Origin of the sequence: Sulfitobacter sediminilitoris (assembly GCF_010667575.1) — a bacterium.
Taxonomy (GTDB): Bacteria; Pseudomonadota; Alphaproteobacteria; order Rhodobacterales; family Rhodobacteraceae; genus Sulfitobacter; species Sulfitobacter sediminilitoris.
Genome location: NZ_JAABNT010000033.1, coordinates 1 through 19,021, shown reverse-complemented (window position 1 = coordinate 19,021; position 19,021 = coordinate 1). Strand labels below are relative to the sequence as shown.

At 59.4% G+C, this 19,021-nt stretch carries 15 protein-coding genes and 2 pseudogenes; 6 read left to right on the top strand and 11 right to left on the bottom strand.

Features of this window, described 5'->3' with window-relative positions:
* Positions 1 to 234: 234 nt before the first annotated feature.
* From GV827_RS21990 to GV827_RS21980, 3 genes are all read left to right on the top strand, one after another.
* Complete coding sequence (locus GV827_RS21990; protein WP_164356257.1) at positions 235 to 852, top strand: hypothetical protein; 618 nt, start codon at positions 235 to 237, stop codon at positions 850 to 852.
* A 254-nt stretch (positions 853 to 1,106) separates the two neighbouring features.
* Positions 1,107 to 1,850 (top strand): BON domain-containing protein, encoded by a 744-nt coding sequence (locus GV827_RS21985; RefSeq protein WP_164356255.1) that lies wholly within the window; start codon positions 1,107 to 1,109, stop codon positions 1,848 to 1,850.
* A gap of 36 nt (positions 1,851 to 1,886) precedes the next feature.
* Positions 1,887 to 2,111 (top strand): hypothetical protein, encoded by a 225-nt coding sequence (locus tag GV827_RS21980; RefSeq protein WP_164356253.1) that lies wholly within the window; start codon positions 1,887 to 1,889, stop codon positions 2,109 to 2,111.
* A gap of 41 nt (positions 2,112 to 2,152) precedes the next feature.
* On the opposite strand, the gene GV827_RS21975 is transcribed toward GV827_RS21980, so the two are convergent.
* The 10 genes from GV827_RS21975 to GV827_RS24060 form a co-directional block, all read right to left on the bottom strand.
* Positions 2,153 to 2,809, bottom strand: a complete 657-nt coding sequence (locus tag GV827_RS21975) for a dienelactone hydrolase family protein (protein ID WP_204326038.1) — start codon at positions 2,807 to 2,809, stop codon at positions 2,153 to 2,155.
* 111 nt (positions 2,810 to 2,920) lie between these two features.
* Positions 2,921 to 3,715, bottom strand: coding sequence for a slipin family protein (locus tag GV827_RS21970; protein WP_164356251.1), 795 nt, complete (start codon positions 3,713 to 3,715; stop codon positions 2,921 to 2,923).
* Positions 3,715 to 5,166, bottom strand: a complete 1,452-nt coding sequence (locus GV827_RS21965; RefSeq protein WP_164356249.1) for an NfeD family protein — start codon at positions 5,164 to 5,166, stop codon at positions 3,715 to 3,717. The genes GV827_RS21970 and GV827_RS21965 overlap by 1 nt, the downstream gene beginning before the upstream one ends.
* 386 nt (positions 5,167 to 5,552) lie before the next feature.
* Complete coding sequence (locus tag GV827_RS21960; RefSeq protein ID WP_164356246.1) at positions 5,553 to 6,659, bottom strand: Glu/Leu/Phe/Val family dehydrogenase; 1,107 nt, start codon at positions 6,657 to 6,659, stop codon at positions 5,553 to 5,555.
* 3 nt (positions 6,660 to 6,662) lie between these two features.
* A complete protein-coding gene (locus tag GV827_RS21955; protein ID WP_164356244.1) occupies positions 6,663 to 7,769 on the bottom strand; it encodes a dihydrolipoamide acetyltransferase family protein in 1,107 nt (368 codons plus the stop codon).
* Complete coding sequence (locus GV827_RS21950) at positions 7,766 to 8,746, bottom strand: alpha-ketoacid dehydrogenase subunit beta (protein ID WP_164356242.1); 981 nt, start codon at positions 8,744 to 8,746, stop codon at positions 7,766 to 7,768. Before GV827_RS21950 ends, GV827_RS21955 begins: the two co-directional genes overlap by 4 nt.
* Positions 8,739 to 9,803 carry a pyruvate dehydrogenase (acetyl-transferring) E1 component subunit alpha gene (gene pdhA, locus GV827_RS21945; protein ID WP_164356240.1) on the bottom strand — a complete coding sequence of 355 codons (1,065 nt, stop codon included), beginning with the start codon at positions 9,801 to 9,803 and terminating at the stop codon, positions 8,739 to 8,741. The genes GV827_RS21950 and pdhA overlap by 8 nt, the downstream gene beginning before the upstream one ends.
* A 3-nt stretch (positions 9,804 to 9,806) precedes the next feature.
* Entirely contained in the window at positions 9,807 to 11,453 is a 1,647-nt protein-coding gene (locus tag GV827_RS21940; protein ID WP_235930657.1) for an AMP-binding protein, read from the bottom strand.
* Positions 11,454 to 11,490: 37 nt separating this feature from the next.
* Entirely contained in the window at positions 11,491 to 12,684 is a 1,194-nt protein-coding gene (locus tag GV827_RS21935) for a pyridoxal phosphate-dependent aminotransferase (protein ID WP_164356236.1), read from the bottom strand.
* A 398-nt stretch (positions 12,685 to 13,082) separates the two neighbouring features.
* Positions 13,083 to 13,664 carry an HPF/RaiA family ribosome-associated protein gene (locus tag GV827_RS24060; protein ID WP_164356234.1) on the bottom strand — a complete coding sequence of 194 codons (582 nt, stop codon included), beginning with the start codon at positions 13,662 to 13,664 and terminating at the stop codon, positions 13,083 to 13,085.
* Between the two features lie 598 nt (positions 13,665 to 14,262).
* On the opposite strand from GV827_RS24060, the gene GV827_RS21925 reads away from it, so the two are divergent.
* Together GV827_RS21925 and GV827_RS21920 are read left to right on the top strand one after the other, a co-directional pair.
* Positions 14,263 to 15,315 (top strand): sodium:calcium antiporter, encoded by a 1,053-nt coding sequence (locus GV827_RS21925; RefSeq protein ID WP_164356232.1) that lies wholly within the window; start codon positions 14,263 to 14,265, stop codon positions 15,313 to 15,315.
* A 273-nt stretch (positions 15,316 to 15,588) separates the two neighbouring features.
* A pseudogene (locus GV827_RS21920) lies at positions 15,589 to 15,967 on the top strand (transposase); the annotation flags it as partial.
* Positions 15,968 to 16,179: 212 nt separating this feature from the next.
* Here GV827_RS21920 and GV827_RS21915 read toward each other — a convergent pair.
* Positions 16,180 to 18,318 carry a xanthine dehydrogenase family protein molybdopterin-binding subunit gene (locus GV827_RS21915; RefSeq protein WP_164356230.1) on the bottom strand — a complete coding sequence of 713 codons (2,139 nt, stop codon included), beginning with the start codon at positions 18,316 to 18,318 and terminating at the stop codon, positions 16,180 to 16,182.
* A 92-nt stretch (positions 18,319 to 18,410) separates the two neighbouring features.
* Between GV827_RS21915 and GV827_RS21910 the strand changes: the two are divergent.
* Positions 18,411 to 19,021: pseudogene (locus GV827_RS21910) on the top strand (IS3 family transposase); the annotation flags it as partial.

The following is a 19,021-nucleotide window of genomic DNA, read 5'->3' as shown; positions in this document are numbered from 1 at the left end:
CCCGCTCGTCAGCGCGATCCGCACCGCATCAGCGCGGAATTCGTCCGTCCGTTTCGTTCCCATAGTTCGTCTCCTTTGCTGCAATAAATGCTATCAAAGGAGCGGCATCAAACCGTGACAGGTCCAGCTCGACCATCAGATCGACTGTTTCGTCAAGTTGCAGGGATGTCTGACTGAGCACTTTTACATTCTCGCGCCATGCTCTGCATACCAGCGCGTCGCCATGACGGGTGGATGGCGCGCACTTTGCTGGTCGCACCACAGCGATCAACCGACATCAATCAGAACCTTGAAGACTATCGGGTCGAGACGGGTGCCACAGTATCAACGAACACACTTCTGAATGAATTCTCCGGTGCTCCTGACTTGGTCGTGGAACGAATCCTGAAGGTGCGTGCCATTCTGGCGTGTTGGGACACCATGATACCGGAGCCGGGTGGCAATCACAGCGACGACAAGAGACCCGCCGTTATGCACGACACCGGCAAAAAATCCGATGCAGGCGGAATTACTGGAAGCCGTCGGTGGCGCGACCGCTGCATGCAGCCGGTCGATCTCCGCTTCGTCCAGGCCGCCACCGGCAAAAATAATCGCGTCCTCACAATCGCCTTCACCAAGGATCGCCCGAACGGATTTCGCCAACGAGCCCATATCGCCACGATTGAGCCTAACGCCATGCAGTCTGATAGCGTCCGCACGCAGAAAGTCCTGTTGGGTTTCCGTGACGCCCAACCCTTCAAGAAAAACAAGGCACTGATCAGGCCCTACGGCCATGAGAAAATTCCGGCCTTCCGGCAGCTTGCGGACGAAAAATTCAAGGACGGCCGTCAGGGCATTCCAGCTTCGAGGTAGCCCTTCATCATCGCAAGCGCGTAGAGATCGCTCACTAAGAAAACAATTCACCCTCGATCTCCAAATGCGCAGACGACAAGCAAGGAGGGTATACAGGACTGATTGTGCGGTCGGTTTGCGTCCGCATCCTCAGACTGTCCAAGCCACTCCGGACATCAAAATCTTGCAGGAATAAAGCCACTGCAGCTTGATGTTCGTCAATTTGGTCGAAGTGGATCCATGTAGGCTGAATGCGTTGTCTACAGAGGTCAGCCATGTCTGGAAAAGAGATGAACACAGTGCAGAGTCTGATTGCCGATCTACGCAAGCGATTTGCAGCGGAGCGTCGGCTTGGCGGCAGCTTCAGACCGGACTGCCTTAAGATTGAGGCGGATGGCGCCTTGATACTTGAGGGTGAGGTCGACCGGGTTGGGCAGAAAAAGATCGCCTTGGAGGTGGCCGCGGCGCATCCCGGGATCGACGCGATCATCGACAGGTTGCATGTGCGGCCTGCTGAACAATTGAGCGATGCAGCCATTCGAATGCGGCTTCGCGAGGCCTATGCGCGGGATCCAAGTCTTGCCGGGCTCAGCATTACCGAAACAACAGGAGCGGCGACATCACGGAACATCTCGCAGCCGGACAATGAGACAGGGACCTTGGAATATGCGGTCTCTGACGGGATTGTGACCCTGAATGGATCGACCAGCGACCTGGCCATCAAGCGCTATATCGGCGTTCTGGCCTGGTGGGTCCCGGGGACCCGGGACGTGATTAACGGGATTGTGGCGGCCTCGGACGAAAGCGATGGCCCCGACCGGATTGCCGATGCGGTGCGCGTTGTCCTTGAAAAGGACCCCTATATCGACGCGGCGCAGGTCAAGGTGGGCGTGCGCCTTAGAACAGTGCGGCTGACCGGCATGCTGCCCAGTGCAGAGCAGGCCAGGATGGCCGAAAACGACGCTTGGTATGTGTTCGGCGTGGACGACGTATTGAACGAGATTGAGACGCCTGAGTGACGCCCCACAGCAGGCCCGGGCAATTTGGAGAAAGCCATGACTGACTACAGCGAGATCAAGCGAATTTTCGGCGATATCACCGATCACAAGGCTGCCGAAATCGAGGGCAGCGGCCTTTCTGCTGCGGAACTGGAGAAGGTTGCCGCTGTCTTGTCAGGGGATACCGACCACGGGATCGAGATCGGGCATCTGTCGCCCGAGGCGCAAGATCTAATGGCCTTGTTACGTCAGGACGAGGATGCCTGGGACGATCAGCGCTAGGGCCAAGGCCTGATCGGTCCATCCCCGGTTTTCATAGTCGGTCAGGTCGCTGCTTTTGCGCCAAGATGGGTCGTGAACCAGTCCGCCGCGTGATAGACGACTTGCTCCAGCGTGCCCGGTTCTTCGAACAGATGTGTGGCATCCGGCACAAGAACAAGTCGGGTTTCACACTTCAGCGCCTCGGCGGCGCTTTCGTTCAGTTCAATCACCACGTGATCAGCACTACCAACGATCAACAGTGTGGGTGCTCTGACTTCAGGCAGCGCCCCACCGGCGAGGTCAGGCCGACCGCCACGCGACACGACGGCCGCGACCACGTCAGATTGCGACGCCGCCGCAACCAATGCCGCTGCAGCACCCGTGCTTGAACCAAACAGCCCAAGCGGAAAATGCGCGATCTGCGATTCCGCGCGCACCCAGTTCACTGCCTCGAGCACGCGTTGGCTGAGCAACGGGATGTCGAAAACGTTCGCGCGCTCCTGCGCCTCGGATTCGGTCAGCAGGTCGAAGAGCAAGGTCGCAATACCACGCTTGCCCAATTGCTCGGCAACGAAGTTGTTGCGCGGGCTCAGGCGGCTACTGCCAGCGCCGTGGGCGAAGATCACCAAACAAAAGGCGCCTTCCGGGATGCGAAGAAAGCCTTCCAAGGCTTTTGCTCCGATCCGGACGTTTTGGGCCATTTCATCTTGAACGTTCATTTTTCCTCCTTGGAACCCCTTCGGGATGCGTGCCTGGGTCCGTCGCCGCCAAACCTGACCATGCGGTCAGCCCCGTCCTTGTCAGAAGGGGAGATCGCTGACCTGCAGAACCTATCCGTTCTCTTCATCGGGGCTTTGCTTTGGGTCCCGGTAGGGCACCAATCCTCGCAACAGATCCATGGGGACCGGGAAAACGATAGTCGACGTTCGTGTGCCTGCGATATCGTGCAACGCTTCCAGATACCGCAGCTGCATTGAGTTGGGCTCGCCTGCAAGGATCGCTCCAGCTTCCACCAGTTTCTCGGCGGCCTGCCGTTCTCCCTCGGCGTTGATGACCTTGGCGCGACGTTGACGTTCTGCCTCGGCCTGACGGGCTATCGCACGCACCATGCTTTCATCGATATCCACGTGTTTGATTTCGACATTGGCGACCTTTATGCCCCATGCGTCGGTCTGTTTGTCGAGGATCTCCTGAATGTCGGCGTTGAGTTGATCCCGCTCTGCAAGCATCTCGTCAAGCTCATGTTTTCCCAGGACTGAGCGTAAAGTGGTTTGCGCAAGCTGGCTTGTCGCCTCTCGATAGTTTTCAACTGCAATTATTGCACGCTCAGGATCCACAATCCGGAAATAGATAACGGCGTTCACCTGAACCGAGACGTTGTCGCGCGAAATCACATCCTGACTTGGCACGTCCTCAACAAATGTCCGCAAGTCGGTTCGAACGATCTGCTGGATCACGGGGATGACGATGATCAGCCCCGGCCCCGAAACCTTGGTAAATCTGCCAAGCGTAAAAAGCACGCCGCGTTCATATTCCCGCAAAATTCGGATAGCCGATGCGAGGATACCGGCAATCACAAGAAACAGAATTGCATAGGTGGCAAGGTCGAATACAGGTGGTGTCATCAATCTTCTCCCTCGTTGACGTTGTCACTGGATGTTTTCTTGATCTGGAGTTTCAGGCCTTTCAGGCCGACGACATGGGTGCGGTCGCCGGGCCTGAGCTGCGGCGGTCCGACGGCCTCCCAGCGTTCGCCCTGGACCCAGACGTGGCCGACACCATTCGTCCAGTCGGTCACCTCGGCAGACGCACCACACAGCGCGGCTGCACCGGTTCGGACGGGCTTGCGGAAGGTGCGCCAGACATATCCGAGCAAAAGGCTGAGGACAGCAAAACTGAGTGCGGCTGTGACGATGATCGTCGACCACGAGACCTGGTATTCCGGCACGTCGGTGTCGATCAGGATCGCCGCGCCGATGGAAAATGCCACGATGCCGCCCAGACCAAGAACGCCAAAAGTCGGCGTTACGGCCTCCGCAACCATCAGGGCAATTCCCAGCAGCATGAGGGCGAGACCCGCGTAATTCACGGGAAGTTGGTTGAGCGCGTAAAGACCAAGCACAAGGCAAATCGCTCCGATAATGCCGGGACCGACACCTGGGTTGGAAAACTCAAAGATCAGGCCATAAACACCCACGACGATAAGGAGCAGCGCGACATTCGGGTTCGAGAGCAGTTTGAGGATGTTGGAAACAACACTCGGTTCGGTCCGCTCGATCACCAGTCCCTTGGTCGCCAATTGCCGCTCTATCCCGCCAGCCATGACCAAACGGCCATCAAGCTGGTCGAGCAGGTCGTTGAGGTCGCGCGCCATGAAATCAATTACGCCCGCTTGCAAGGCCTCCTCGGCGGGCAGGCTTGCAGCCTCGCGCACAGCGGTCTCCGCCCAATCGGCGTTGCGCCCGCGCAACTGTGCAATACTGCGGATAAAGGCCACGGCATCGTTCACGATCTTGGCCGCCATCGGATCGTCAGGCATGGGCGCTCTGCGCTCCACTGCCTCGTCCCCTTCGCCAGATGCCTCTTGCGTTGGCCCGCCGGCTTCGGCGCCGCCGTCTTCTTGCGAAGGCTGCCGCGGTATGGGCATGGGCAGACCGCCTATTTGTACCGGCGTGGCCGATCCGGTGTTGGTACCCGGCGCCATGGCCGCGACGTGGCTGGCATACAGCACGTAAAGACCGGCACTCGCAGCATGGCTGCCCGCAGGGGCGACATAGCCTATAACAGGGACAGGAGATTCCAGAATGTCCGTAATGATTTCGCGCATGCTGGTTGCCAACCCGCCCGGCGTGTTGATCCTCAAGATAAGAACTTCCGCTGATCGCTCGCGCGCAAGATCAACGGCATCGGCGACCTGTCGAGCCGCCGCTGGTCCAATGGCCCCGTCAAGATCGGTAACGATCGCCTGTTGGCGCGGCGGTTGCTGGGCGACCACAGCAGCCAGCCCGCCCATGATCAGAACGAGCAGTGCAGCTGTGCGGATGATCGCCAGATATCGTGTCGGTCTTGGTGCCATTGCGGTCCTCGAATATGGCTGCGCAGGCATGTCAGGGCGCAGCCCCATTCCAGCATGGCGGATTTGGCGGCCTGCCCATTGATCAAAGTCAACAGAGCGGATTGCCCGATTGACTTGAGTACGCACCAATTGGCAACGCACCAATGTCGCGAAGCCGATAACGGCGGTGTTGGCCCGTTTCTCGGAACGTCAAGCTGGCGAGCGGATCACGACATTCGGCGCGCTATCTATCTGGCTCAGACATTGGTGGCGCGATGAGGCGTAGTTGAAAATTGGGCCGGTCGATCTCAGGCGCAGCGAAGAGCATCCGTTTCTTGGTCTGTCCACGGCGAACCATCGTAACCCGCGTCACCAGAGATACGTTTGAACCGGTGCGGGCAGTACCTCTAGAACCCCCGCCGAAACGCCATCGCCGCGCACAAACGCGTTTTGGCCAGTCTATTGGCGGCATCACGGGGCAAGATGCCATCATCGGTCACGATTTTCAGCACGTCTTGCGTGTTTTCACGGATCTTTTCCGCGATCGTCGTCATCGCCTGCTTCTGCGTGCCACCACGATATTCGACCGCGGCACAGATCACACCGCCTGCATTCGCTATGAAATCCGGGATCACCAGAACACCGCGGCGATGCAACGCATCTTCGGCTTCAACAGTTGCAGGAATGTTTGCACCCTCAATGACAAGTTTTGCTTTGATTTTGGCGGCGTTGGAACTGGTGATCACGTCGGGCCGGGCAGCGGGCACCAGAATATCGCAATCCGCCATAATAACCGCGTCTCTGTCGGCACGATCGGCACCGGGATAAGACGTCACCGATTGCCCCGCGGCCTTGAAGCTGTCGAGACGCGCAAGATCAAACCCCTTGGAATAGAAAGCAGCCCCTTGGGAGTCAGCAACGGCAACAATTTGGGCGCCTTCCTTGGCCAGACAATGGGCTGCATGCCTGCCAACCGCGCCGTATCCTTGTATCGCCACCCTCGCACCTTCAAGAGCGATACCACCAAACGCCTGCGCCACCCCTGCCGCCACCGCGACCCCGTGACCGGTTGCGCCTATCTCATCCAGTGGAATGCCGCCGATGACCCGCGGTAAACCGACGGCGCGGCCCGTTTCATCCCGGATCCAGGCCATGCAGGTTTCGTTGGTACCCATATCGGGCCCGGGAATGTAATCCCTGATCTGGGCAATCGCCTGCGCAAAGGCGCGGATCAGGCGTTCCTTTTCAGGCACAGGCATGGACGGGTCGGCCATGATCACCGACTTGCCACCGCCATGCTGCAACCCTGCGGCTGCGTTTTTCAGGCTCATCGCCCGCGCCAGCCGCACACATTCGGTCAGGTCCACGTCGGGTGCCATCCGCACACCGCCAATGGCAGGACCAATTGCGGTATTATCGATTGCGACGATGGCCTGCAATCCGGCGCTGTGGTTGCTGATGTGAATGATCTTTTCCGGCCCGATTTCATCTACCATTTCGAAAATAGTCGACATGGTCTAATCCTTTGCATGATGTGTTGGCCGTTCAAGATCAGCACGCACTGCCGAAAGAAAGCGCGCGGCTTCACCGCCGGTAACCACTCGGTGATCGAAGGTCAGTGACAGCGGCAGCACCCGACGCACCACAGGTTTCCCGTCTTCGGCAAGGCAGGCCTCCTCAATCCGCCCGGCGCCAAGGATCGCAACTTGTGGCGGCGTGACAACCAGTGACGCGCGTTCACCGCCCAGCATACCGAAATTCGACAAGGTGAATGTGGCACCGCGAAGGGCTTCGGGTTGGATACTCCGTGCTTTTACAGCCGCCTTCAGATCTGCAATGCGCGCGGCAAGGTCGGTTTGAATGTCCACCTTGCGCAGCACCGGCGCAAAAAGCCCATCGGACGTGTCAACAGCAATGGCGAGGTCAAGATGGGAATGCAATTGCCGCGTTTTGCCATCGAACCAGACGTTCAGCGCAGGCTCTGCCGAACACGCGGCAGCGATAGCCTGCACCAGCCGCAAGGTCGGGTTTTCGGCTGCCGGCCAGCGGTGGATAACGGCGCGGTCTGTTACCGTGGCGGGCACCACAGTGTCGCGGGACCGCGCCATCGCACGGGCCATGGACCGGCGCACACCGCGCAGGGCGTCACCCGTCACGGAACCGGCTTGCGCTGCGAGAACATCGCTGGAAAGAATTGCACCGCCCGGGCCGCTGCCTGTCAGTGTGGCAAGATCCACGCCTTTTTCACGCGCCAGCTGCCGCACGGCAGGCGTGGCACCTGCACCAGCCGGTGCAGGCGACGGGCTGTCTGCTGCGGGCGTGTCGGCCGGACTTGCATCCTTTGCTCCGTCACCCAATTCACCGACAATAGCCCCTTTGTCCTCGGCAACCCCGGTTGCGATGTCCACCAAAGGTGCCCCGATGGCCACGACATCTCCTTCCGATGCGATGATCCTCTCAACTGTCCCCGAAAACGGTGTCGGCACCTCGACCACTGCCTTGTCGGTCTCGACCGATACCAGTGGCTGGTCCGTGATCACGTGATCACCCTGCGATACGTGCCAGGCGACGATTTCGGCTTCTTGCAAGCCCTCGCCAAGATCGGGAAGCGTGAAAACAGTCATGCGAACTCCATCACCTTCTGGGCGGACGCCTGAATGCGCGCGGCATCCGGCATATAGCGGTCTTCGAGACGGGCATAGGGCATGACCGTGTCATAGCCGGTCACCCGGATAACCGGGGCCAGCAGACTGGTCAGGCAGTGTTCAGCCAGATCAGCGGCGATCTCGGCACCCAGACCAGCAGTCAGCGGAGCCTCATGCACAATGATGCAGCGTCCGGTCTTCTGCACCGATCCGCGGATCGTGGCCCGATCAATGGGCTTGAGCGACGACAGATCGATCAGCTCGGCCGAAATCCCGCGTTCCGCCAGTGCATCAGCAGCCTTGCCTGCGTCGGCAACCATTGCGCCCCAGGCGACAATGGTCAGATCATCGCCAGGACGCACCACCTGCGCCCGGTCGAGGGGCAAAGCAACCCCATCATCCTGCACAGGCTCTTTCAAAGCCCGATAGAGGCGTTTGGGTTCCACAAACACCACCGGATCCGGGTCACGGATGGCCGCCAGAAGCAATCCATACGCCCGCGCCGGAGAGCTGGGAACAACAACCCGCAGGCCCGGAATATGGGCCAGCATCGCCTCCATGCTTTCAGAATGGTGTTCAGGAGCCTTGACGCCGCCGCCATAGGGCGCGCGCAGGACCATCGGGCAGGTTATACGCCCGCGCGTGCGGTTGCGCAGCCGCGCGGCGTGGTTCGCCAGCTGATCGATCGCTGAATACAAAAACCCCATGAACTGTATTTCGGCGACGGGCCTCAGTCCCTGCGCCGCAGCGCCAACAGCCATGCCGGCGATCACCGTTTCCGCCAATGGGGTGTCACGCACCCGCGTCGCACCAAACCGTTGCATCAGCCCGTCCGTCGCCCGGAACACGCCCCCGTCAATGCCAACATCTTCCCCAAAGACGATGAAATCCGGGTCATCCTCCAGCGCGCGGGACAGGGCCATGCGGATCGCATCGATCATCGTCAGGTCAGTCATCGCCCATCTCCCTGGCCAGTGCCGCGATATCCGGCGGGACCTTGGCATAAAGGTGGTCGAACATCGCCCGCGCAGGTTGCGGGGGCATGGCGAGATAGCGTTCGGCGGCAGCCTCCGTTTCAGCTCGGCTGTCGCGGAGAAGGTTTTCTTCGTCCTCTTTTGACCATGCGTGTTCGGCCACAAGATGATTGCGGAGCCGCGCCAGCGGTTCGGCCATCCAATGACGGCTGACTTCGTCATCTTCGCGGTAGCGGCTGGCGTCATCGGCGGTGGTGTGATCGCTCAGGCGGTAGCTGAGGCATTCGATCAGGGTACCGCCCTGCCCCGCCCTCGCCCGATCCAACGCGCGCATCGTTGCCTCTCGGACGGCGATCACGTCATTTCCATCAACGACCTCACCCGGCAGTCCTGCGGCAACCGCCTTTTGCGCCAGCGTCTCCGCGCGCGTCTGTTCGGCACGCGGCATGGAGATCGCCCATTGGTTGTTATTGATCACGAAAACCGCGGGCAGCGTCCATGCCCCGATCAGGTTCAGGGCCTCGTAGAAATCACCTTTGGAGGTGGCCCCGTCTCCACCCATTGCCACGGCAACGCCGCCTGCCCCCTGATGTGCCAAAGCCAGCGCCACACCCGCCGCATGCGGGAATTGAGACGCAACGGGCACGCAGACAGGAAAATCCTGCCGGGGTCCGGCAAAATCATTTCCGCGTTCGTCACCGCCCCAATACAGCAACAACTCTTCCTTCGTGACCCCGCGCCAAAGCTGGCCACCGTGTTCGCGGAAAGAGGGCAGAAAAACGTCCGCCTCGGACATCGCGCTGGCAACGCCGACGCTGATCGCCTCTTGCCCCAGACTGGAGGCATAGGTCCCCAGCCGTCCGGTGCGCTGGAGCGCGATGGCCTTGGCATCGAATGTCCGGGTTTTCACCATCATCGAATAGAGCGCCACCAACGCTTCGGACCCTTGCGCAAAGTCTGGCAACGCACGCAGGGGATGACCCTCGGCATCCAGAAACACGCTGCAATCGGGCTCGCAGAGGTCAGGGTTGCCAGTCATTGCCTATCCCTCCTTCGCCTGTTCCAGTTCACGCGCCATCTGTTCGCGCATCACGAATTTCTGCACCTTGCCGGTGATCGTCATCGGGAATTCATCCACGAACTTGATGTAACGGGGGATCTTGAAATGCGCGATCTGACCTTGGCAGAATGCGCGTATCTCATCCTCGGTCGCGCTCTGGCCCTCGCGCAGCTTAATCCAGGCGCAGACTTCTTCGCCGTATTTTTCGTCCGGTGCGCCGATCACCTCGACCTGTTCGATGGCAGGATGGGTATAGAGAAAATCCTCGATCTCGCGCGGAAAGATGTTCTCTCCGCCGCGGATCAGCATGTCCTTGATGCGCCCGACGATCTGGAAAAAGCCTTCGGCGTCTACCGTCGCAATGTCGCCGCTGGCGATCCAGCGTGCCTCATCGATGGCGCTGGCTGTCTTTTCAGGGTCGTTCCAGTATTTCAGCATCACGCAATAGCCGCGCGTTAGCAATTCGCCCGGTGTGCCGCGCGGCGTGATCCGGCCCTCTGTGTCCACGATCTTGATCTCGGTATGCGGCAAGACCCTGCCCACCGTCTCGACCCGGCGCTGAACCGGATCGTCGACGCTGGTCTGGGTGCTGACCGGTCCGGTCTCGGTCATCCCGTAAGCGATGGTGATCTGCTCCATGTGCATCTGCGACATGATCCGTTTCATCAGCTCGGCCGGGCACGGCGCGCCCGCGATAATGCCCGTGCGCAAAGACGTCAGATCGCGCCCGGCAAAACCCGGGCTGTCGAGTGCGGCGATAAACATTGTCGGCACGCCGTGCAGCGCGGTGCAGCGTTCAGCCTCGACAACCTCCATCGTGGCTTCGGCATCGAACCCTGCGGAGGCGAAGACCATCGCAGCACCATGCGCCACGCAACACAGCGTACCCAGGACCATGCCAAAACAGTGATACATCGGAACCGGAATGCACATCCGGTCGCGATGCGTCAGCTTCATCTGCAGCCCCGTGAACAGCGCGTTGTTGACGATATTGTGGTGGCTCAGCGTCGCCGCCTTGGGTCGACCGGTGGTACCCGAGGTGAACTGGATGTTGATCGGATCATCGAATTGCAGGGTCTGGCCAAGCGCTTGCACCTGTTGGCGTGCCGCATCTGTCGCGCCTGCCCTCACCTCTTCATAGGTGATGGTGCCGGGCGCGGCGCTGTCGGCCAGCGTGATGATCCAGCGCAGACTGGGTATCTTTTCCGCGCTGAGGCTGCCTGCCTGCGCCTTGCCAATCTCCGGCATCAGCTCGCCCAGCATTGCCATGTAATCGCTGGACTTGAAGCTTGGGACCGTAATCAAAGCGCAAACCCCGGTCTGATTCAGGGCAAACTCCAATTCGGCAAGCCTGTAGGCCGGGTTGATATTGACGAGGATCAGCCCCGCCTTGGCGGTGGCAAACTGCAGCACCACCCATTCCGCCATGTTCGGGGCCCAGATGCCCACGCGGTCGCCGGGATTCAGGCCCAGCGCCAGCAAACCTGCCGCTGTTTCGTCAGCTTGACGGTTCAGCTCGGCATAACTCCAACGCACGTTCTGATAGGGTACGATGAGGGCGTCATTGTCAGAATGTCGGCGGGCACTCTGTTCAAGCAATTGGCCGACCCTGAGGCCGATCAGGGGCATATCGGACACCCCGTGAAGGTAGCTTTGCAAGGACTGACTATGTTCCAAAATGGGCCTCCATTCGGTCAAAGGCTGTGTTGATGACGTCATCCTCGACGCAAAAGGCCATGCGCACGTGATATCGCCCCGATGGCCCGAACGCGCTGCCCGGCGTGACCGCGACATGGGCCTGATCCAGAAGCTGATGCGCGAAACTCAGATCATCGCCCTGCGCACCGATCACGCGGGGAAAGACGTAATAGGCCCCTTGCGGACGGACGTATTGAAACACGTTATCCAGCCGGTCGAGCCGCTCGCAGATCAGATCACGCCTGCGGCCCAGGGTGCGCTCGAATTCCACCAGATGCGACTGATCCCCTTCCAGCGCGGCCTGTGCGGCAACCTGCGAAATATGCGGCGTGCAGATCATGGTCAGGTCGTGAACTTTGACGACATCGGCACGCAGCGCGGCGGGCATAACCATATAGCCTGCACGCCAGCCGCTCATGGCGTAGCATTTGGAGAAGGTGAACAGATAGGCGATATGATCTGCAAATTCCGGCAGAGACGCCAGATTGAAATACGTCGCACGGTTTTCGTAGGTGAAATGGCTGTAGGGATCATCGAGAATGACAAGCAGCCCATTGTCACGTGCCAATGCGGCCACGGCGCGCAGGGTCGCTTCCGACAGGATGCAGCCAGTGGGGTTCGAAGGCGAGACGAGGACGATGGCTTTGGTCCGGGGACCAATCAGGCCTGGCAAGTCAGAGATATCAGGCTCCCAGTCGCGATCCTCGTCCATCTTCCAATACACGGGAAAACCGCCATTGAACCGGATCTGGCTGATGTGGGACACAAATCCGGGGTCGGTCACGATGACTTCGTCGCCGGGGTCGATCAACACGCTGAACAGCGTATTCAGCCCCTCCATATTGCCGGCAGTTATCGTGATATTGTTCTCTGGATCAACGCGTTGGCCGGTCCTGTGTTCATGTGCGGCGGCAACGGTTTTGCACAATTCCGGCAATCCACCGGGCAAGGTGTACATGCCCAGCTTGGAATCGCTTTCAAGCGCTTGCGCCACAGCATCCCTGATCGGAGAAGGTGTCCGAAAGGAGGGCAGCCCCCAAGCCAGCGATGCCGCGTCGGGGATCTTCGCGCTGCGGATCGACATCTCCTTAATCGCTGAGATCGCCAAATCGCGAGATCTGGACGCCACCAGCCGTGCCCTCGGGTCAAATTCCTGATCCATTCAAAGCCTCTTGCACGCCCATGCGGGCGATTTTTCAGTCGCTTCATATGCGTCTAAGTCTTACTGCCTTCCCCGAGATCTGAATTGTCATAAGTCAATCCGGTCGCATCTGTGCGTCCGCATGGCATCCATGTGCCAGAGGTCTCCGCCCCCTAGTGTTCCCGTCCACAACGTGATGCTGATGTGTGAGTGCCGCATCTGTCATCAATCGTACTTCTTTGATTGCAGGCCCTGGGGAATTCGGCGTTGCCACGGCAAAGCTGGACTTGCCCTCAATACGGGCAAGGTTCTCTCGTGCTGCGCGAACGGTGCAGACGATCGCCATTACGCAGGGCCTCGGCCGTCAGAGCCTGCTGATCCCGGCGAGGCGCAAAACCGCAGACGCGCTATTCGCCATATCAGTTCGATTTGTCCACGAATCGAAGTGAACTGACCGGACGAACAAAGCTCGCATGGGGGCCTTCCTCTGCATCCTTGGTATCGACGCTCAACTCGACCGGATCACCTGTGTTAAGATCCTCATATTCGTAATCGGCAACACTGTTCCGGTGGAAATAGATCAATCGCCCATCGGTCGTCGCGATCTGTCCGCAATCCGCGTAGCCATTAAGCGACTCGATCCGGCCCTGCAACAGAGCTTCCTGCAGATGGGGTCGCCCCTTGTGCTGTTCCTTCCATTTGCGCAACTGGCGCTCCATCGCGTTGAAGGCGTCGCGAATGGCAACATAGATATCGGCATGCGCGTTATCGTCTCCGGGGCGGTGATCGACATGCAGGCTGGTTCCAGTCATCTGCACGCTGAGGTCAATCACATATGCGATAGGCTTGCTGCCGCGACGGTGCGGGGCACGCACCCAGACCTTGCATCGCCGCATATTCTCGCTTATCGCCGACAGCTTGGCGACCCGCTCGCGTATGCGCGCCTCGATTGCGTCAGAATGGTCGATGTCCTTGAAAGTGATCTCGACTTGCGGTTCCACAATTCTCTCTCCTCGTAAGCTGCGCCCCCTTTATACAGCGGTTTTTTTCGCGGGAATTGAGATAGGTCAGTCTTGAGTACAGGTTGGACAGAAATCGCCCCTCATTGGATTTGAGGCGCATGTCCACTTTGTGGCGCGCCATGTCGCGCGCTTCAGTTCCAAAACCAGACAGACGGGCGATTGGACCAACAGCCTTCTGCTCTGGTTCGGAGCTGGGGCTTCTTTTCAAAGATCGAAGCCGCGCGTCTCGGTTTCGCTTTGGGCGTTGATCGGCATCAATCCCCGTCGCGTCCCTGCATGCTAGACGCAAGCTGTCGAGGCTTTTTCCCCGGCGCTGAGGAACCCAACTGTCGACGGTGTTTAGCGTGTTGTTGCTTGGAGGTGGCCAGGGCGCGCATGGAGGTGCAGTTCGAAAGATACGGAGCAGGCCATTGGCGATCACAAGATCTTTGGACGCGTTCACTGCGATGTCATGCGACATCGGAAATCGGATGCTTACAGTCTGCACATTTTCCATACAGGTGAGCCGAGACACGCCGTGGTCCGATCGAAACGGACCGTTCCGCCGGGATGCTGGCCGCGATCAAGCTTGGCGCCCATGACACAGATCTCTGAACTCCCAACCGAAGCCCTTGTGTTCGCATTTCTGATCGCTGCGGTTTTTGTCTGGCTGGCGGGAACACGACTTGCTCTGGTCGGTGATGAAATCGCCGAGCGGTTCGACCTTACGCGGGAGTTCGTGGGGCTGATCTTTCTGGCGACAGTCACGGAACTCCCCGAGATCGTGACCACGATCACGGCTGGGCAGGTTGGCAATGCGCAGCTGGTCCTTGGGAACATGTTCGGCGGCATTACCATGCAAACGGCTATTCTGGCGGTGGTGGACATCTTTGCAGTGCGGTACGCGCTGACCTCCTGGCCCCGAAAGCCCACCCAGGCACTTCTGGCCGTGATGTTGATTGCATTGCTCAGCATGCTCCTGTGTACGACTTTTCTGGGGGACATCGAGGTTCTGTTCAGCATCGGGCTGGGGGCGGTCCTGCTGTCGGCGGGTTTTCCGCTGGTGATCCTGCTTCAGCGGACCTTCGATCAGAAGGAAAGCTGGTCACCGGTCGACCTGCCCGATGAGGAAGAGCGCATGAAAACACTGCGATCAAGATTTCGGGCTCGGGAGACGTCAACAACGCGCAGATTGATCGTACAGGCCAGCATCTACAGCGTTTTGATCGTTGCAGCGGGTACGACGCTGGCCCTGACAGCCGATCTGCTGGCCGAGCGCACCGCCCTTGGTGCGTCCTTTATCGGTGTCACCCTGCTTGCGGCGGCGACCTCGCTTCCGGAACTCAGCACCACGCTCGCGGCGGCCCGGATCGGTGCATATACGATGGCTATTTCGAATATTCTGGGCAGCAATCTGATCATGCTGGCGCTCATACTGCCCGCCGATATCGCCTACCGGGACGGGCCGATCCTTAACGAAGCCACGGCAGGCGCCCAACTCAGCATATCTGCGGGCATTCTTGTCACAGCCATCTACGCCGCCGGGATCCTGATCCGCCGCACCCCGCGGTTTCTGGGGGCCGGGCTTGATTCCTGGCTCGTCCTTGGGGTCTATGGTGCGTCCATCCTGGCACTCTACCATTTAGCATGAGCAGACCCTGCCTGCGCCACGACAGGGCCCGGACGGACAAATCTGACCGCATTCCCGCAAAGGCAGGTCCGGTGCAACGGCCATAAGCCTATCTGGCGATCTCCTGTATATCATCACGGACGCGTTCAGGTTCCGCGCGAATTTGCGTTTTCCGGATGACCTTGCCAGGCGCGTTCGAATGGACCTCGATGACACAATGGTTTCAGGGTTAGGGTCAGGACCCATTATTTCATCTACGGGACATGATTCATCGGTCGAAAATCGAGCGGTGTTATGAGCGACCTTTTCTGGCTGAGCGATGTGCAGATGGCACGTCTGAAACCTATTTTCCGAAGTCCCATGGCAAACCACGCGTAGATGACAGGCAAATACTAAGCAGAATTATCTTCGCCCATCCAAATGGATTACGATGTCGAAATGCCCCGAAGGAATATGGCCTACACAAGACCCTTTACAATCTCTGGAAGCGATGGAGCGAGAGGGGTGTCTTTGCCCAGATCATGATGGGCCTGGCTGCCGGGTACGACGAAGAAAAGACAGTCATGATTGATGCCACTCATTTTTAGTCACACCGCACGGCGACCAGAATGGCCGTGAAACAGGCGCGCACGGACGTCTGATTGGCCGAACAAGAGGTGGGATGAATATCAAGTTTCTGATGTGCTACCCAAAGTGTCCATGGTCAATTCCACGGCAGGCGACACAGATTTATTACACGAATGGGCGCGGTCCCGGCGACTTCCGCTGACGTTCTGCTTCATTCAGACCATCATTGGATTGTACCGCCTAGGGCCGTTGCCCCAGACGTCAGAACGGCCCCGGATCGGGGCCGCTCTTCGGTGCTTAATCAGACAGTCGATCGGGTCAGATCGTCTCTCCCATCGGAAGATGGCGCAGGCGCTTGCCCTGTGCTTCGAAGATCGCGTTTGCAATTGCCGGAGAGACTGGCGGTACACCCGGTTCACCGACACCTGTCGAATGCTCGGCAAAACCATGCGGCACGATGTGCACCTGCACATTGTTCGGGTAGTTCGTGGACCGCGCCACGTCATAGTCATAGAAGTTCGATTGTTGGACAGCGCCGTCCTTGAACGTAATCCCGGAATGCTGCGCAACGGTCATGCCCATCACGGATGCACCTTCCATTTGGCTCTTGATACGCTCAGGATTGGCCGCATAGCCGCAGTCGATGGCCATGTGCATCTCTGGCACAGTCACCTTGCCGTCAATTATCTTAACCCGTGCCGCAACCGCCACGTAGCTCACGAAACTGCGGTGCACGGCCAGACCGATCCCCTCGCCTTCAGGCAGCTCCTTGCCGTAACCTGCAGCATCCGCAGCGATGTTAAGCACATTGATCAGCTTGCCGGTCTGTATCTTGAAACCCTCAGCGGGTTCACCGTAGTTCCAGAACGTTTCGGGATAGCCTTCGGCGACGGGATCAACGGTGCGGGGCGACCCGATCAGATCAAGCCACGTGGTGCGCTGGTCCTTGCCCTGCTCAGCGGCCAATTCGCCCACGAAAGATCCGATGGCCCAAGCGCGTGGCACGTTTGATACGGCACGGAACCAGCCGACCCGCGTGTGTGCCATTGCCTTGCCGTTGTCCATGCGCACGTTCGGAATGTCGAAGGGCATGTCGACGTGGCCCATCCCGTTTTCGATCGGGAACTGGTGACCACTGTCAGGGGCAAAGATCGCCAAGATCGACGGGGCCGTGGAGTTATGCCGCCAGCCGACGACCTTGCCGGTGTCGTCCAGTGCCGCCTCGATCCGCTCCGCCGAGGCGGTATGGTAGTAGGAATGGTGCACATCGTCCTCGCGCGTCCATTGCACACGCACCGGGGCCTTGACCATCTGCGACAGCAGCGCGGCTTCGGTCACGAAATCCCCCTTGGATTTGCGGCCGAAACCGTCGCCCAGAAGGGTCACGTTCACGCGCACATTTGCCTCGTCCAAGCCGACGGCCTTGGCCGCATCCTGCCGCGCCTGATAGGGGCTTTGCACCGGGGCCCAGATCTCAAGCGCGTCTCCGGTGAAGTTGGCCAGCGCCACTGGCGGCTCCATCGGGATATGGGCCATGTGATCCTGAGTATAGGTGCGGGTGAACACCTTGGCCGCATTTGCAAAGGCCCCGTCGGGGTCACCCTGTTCACGCAGGACAACGCCCGGTTTCTCAGCCTCCGCGACCATATCGGCCATAAAGGTTTCGGTGTTGTAGACGGCGTGATCCCCGCCCTCCCAGGTGACGTTCAGGGCCTCGCGGCCAAGAATGGCGGCATATGTATTGTCGGCGACAACCGCGACACCGCCCAAAGGCGCGAAACCGCCGGGCAGTGACGAATAGGGCAGTTCGTGCACCCCAACGACACCCGGTACCGCCATGGCAGCATCCGCGTCAAAGCTGGTGGCCTTGCCCCCCACGACAGGCGGACGGGCAACCATTGCAACCTTCATGCCTGGCAAGGTCACATCCGCACCATACACCGCCTCACCGGTGGTGATGTCACGCAGGTCGGTGATCTGCACCTGCCCTTTGCCCATATAACGGAATTCGTCTTCGGATTTGTAATCAATATCTTCGTGCGCGGGCACGGGCAGCGCCATTGCTTTCTCGGCCAAATCACCAAAGCCCAGACTTTTGCCTGCGTGGCTGATTGTGTGATTGGACACGACGACTTCGCTCACCGGCACTCCCCATTCCTCGGCGGCGGCCTGTGCGAGCATTGTCCGCACCGACCCGCCAATCTTGCGGGCGGCCTGAATGTGGTGGCGCAGGCTGCGCGAGCCGTTGGTGTTTTGGTTGCCGTACTTCGGCTCGTCGCCTTCGGCCTGAATGATGTTAACGCGGTCCCAGTCGGCCTCCATCTCGTCGGCCATGATCATCGGCAGGGTCGTGCGCGAGCCGGTGCCCATTTCCGAGCGATGGGCAACCAGATTGACGGTCCCATCCGCGTCAATAGAGACAAAAACCATCGGGTCCTCGATCAGCCCGTTCGGCATGGCGCTACCGCCGGTTTCCCAGCGGGGGAAAGCTTCTGAGCCTCCCCATCTGAATTGGTCCACCGTTATGTTTAGGAAACGGAGGACAAAGAATGGCGAACAAGCGACACAAGCCAGAGGAGATAGTTCAGAAGTTGCGTCAGGTTGACGTGCTTGTTGGACAAGGGATGTCACGTGTGGATGCGATCCGCGAAGTGCGCATAACCGAACAGACCTATTACCGCTGGCGCAAGCAATATGGCGGTATGGGAACCGACCAGCTGAAGGAACTCAAACGCCTTCAGAAAGAGAATGAGCGGCTGCGCAAGGCGGTCTCGGACCTGACGCTGGACAAGCTTATTCTGAAGGAAGCAGCCCGGGGGAAACTTCTGAGCCCCGCCCGACGGCGCGCCTGCATTGATCTGATCCGCAGTCAGCTGAAGGTATCAGAGCGCCGGATCTGCCGGGCACTGGGGCAGCATAGATCAACACAAGGTATCAGCCACGGGGTCGGGAAGACGAGGAACGACTTGTAGCGGACATGATCGAGTTGGCGAGACAGTATGGCAGTTACGGCTACCGGCGTGTTGCGGCCCTGCTGAGAGATGCTGGTTGGCAAGTCAGCGATGGCCGTGTCGAAAGACTGTGGAAAAGGGAGGGGCTGAAGGTGCCATCGAAACAACCGAAGAAATCGAGGCTTTGGCTGAACGACGGCTCGTGCATC

Coding starts and splice junctions, on each gene's coding strand:
- GV827_RS21940 (WP_235930657.1), bottom strand. CDS start 11,453: ATGCCCCTGATCGGCCTCAGGGTCGGCCAATTGCTTGAACAGAGTGCC.
- GV827_RS21915 (WP_164356230.1), bottom strand. CDS start 18,318: ATGCCGAACGGGCTGATCGAGGACCCGATGGTTTTTGTCTCTATTGAC.
- GV827_RS21985 (WP_164356255.1), top strand. CDS start 1,107: ATGTCTGGAAAAGAGATGAACACAGTGCAGAGTCTGATTGCCGATCTA.
- GV827_RS21970 (WP_164356251.1), bottom strand. CDS start 3,715: ATGACACCACCTGTATTCGACCTTGCCACCTATGCAATTCTGTTTCTT.
- GV827_RS21980 (WP_164356253.1), top strand. CDS start 1,887: ATGACTGACTACAGCGAGATCAAGCGAATTTTCGGCGATATCACCGAT.
- pdhA (WP_164356240.1), bottom strand. CDS start 9,803: ATGACTGGCAACCCTGACCTCTGCGAGCCCGATTGCAGCGTGTTTCTG.
- GV827_RS21950 (WP_164356242.1), bottom strand. CDS start 8,746: ATGACTGACCTGACGATGATCGATGCGATCCGCATGGCCCTGTCCCGC.
- GV827_RS21955 (WP_164356244.1), bottom strand. CDS start 7,769: ATGACTGTTTTCACGCTTCCCGATCTTGGCGAGGGCTTGCAAGAAGCC.
- GV827_RS21990 (WP_164356257.1), top strand. CDS start 235: ATGGCGCGCACTTTGCTGGTCGCACCACAGCGATCAACCGACATCAAT.
- GV827_RS21935 (WP_164356236.1), bottom strand. CDS start 12,684: ATGGATCAGGAATTTGACCCGAGGGCACGGCTGGTGGCGTCCAGATCT.
- GV827_RS21960 (WP_164356246.1), bottom strand. CDS start 6,659: ATGTCGACTATTTTCGAAATGGTAGATGAAATCGGGCCGGAAAAGATC.
- GV827_RS21975 (WP_204326038.1), bottom strand. CDS start 2,809: ATGAACGTTCAAGATGAAATGGCCCAAAACGTCCGGATCGGAGCAAAA.
- GV827_RS21925 (WP_164356232.1), top strand. CDS start 14,263: ATGACACAGATCTCTGAACTCCCAACCGAAGCCCTTGTGTTCGCATTT.
- GV827_RS21965 (WP_164356249.1), bottom strand. CDS start 5,166: ATGGCACCAAGACCGACACGATATCTGGCGATCATCCGCACAGCTGCA.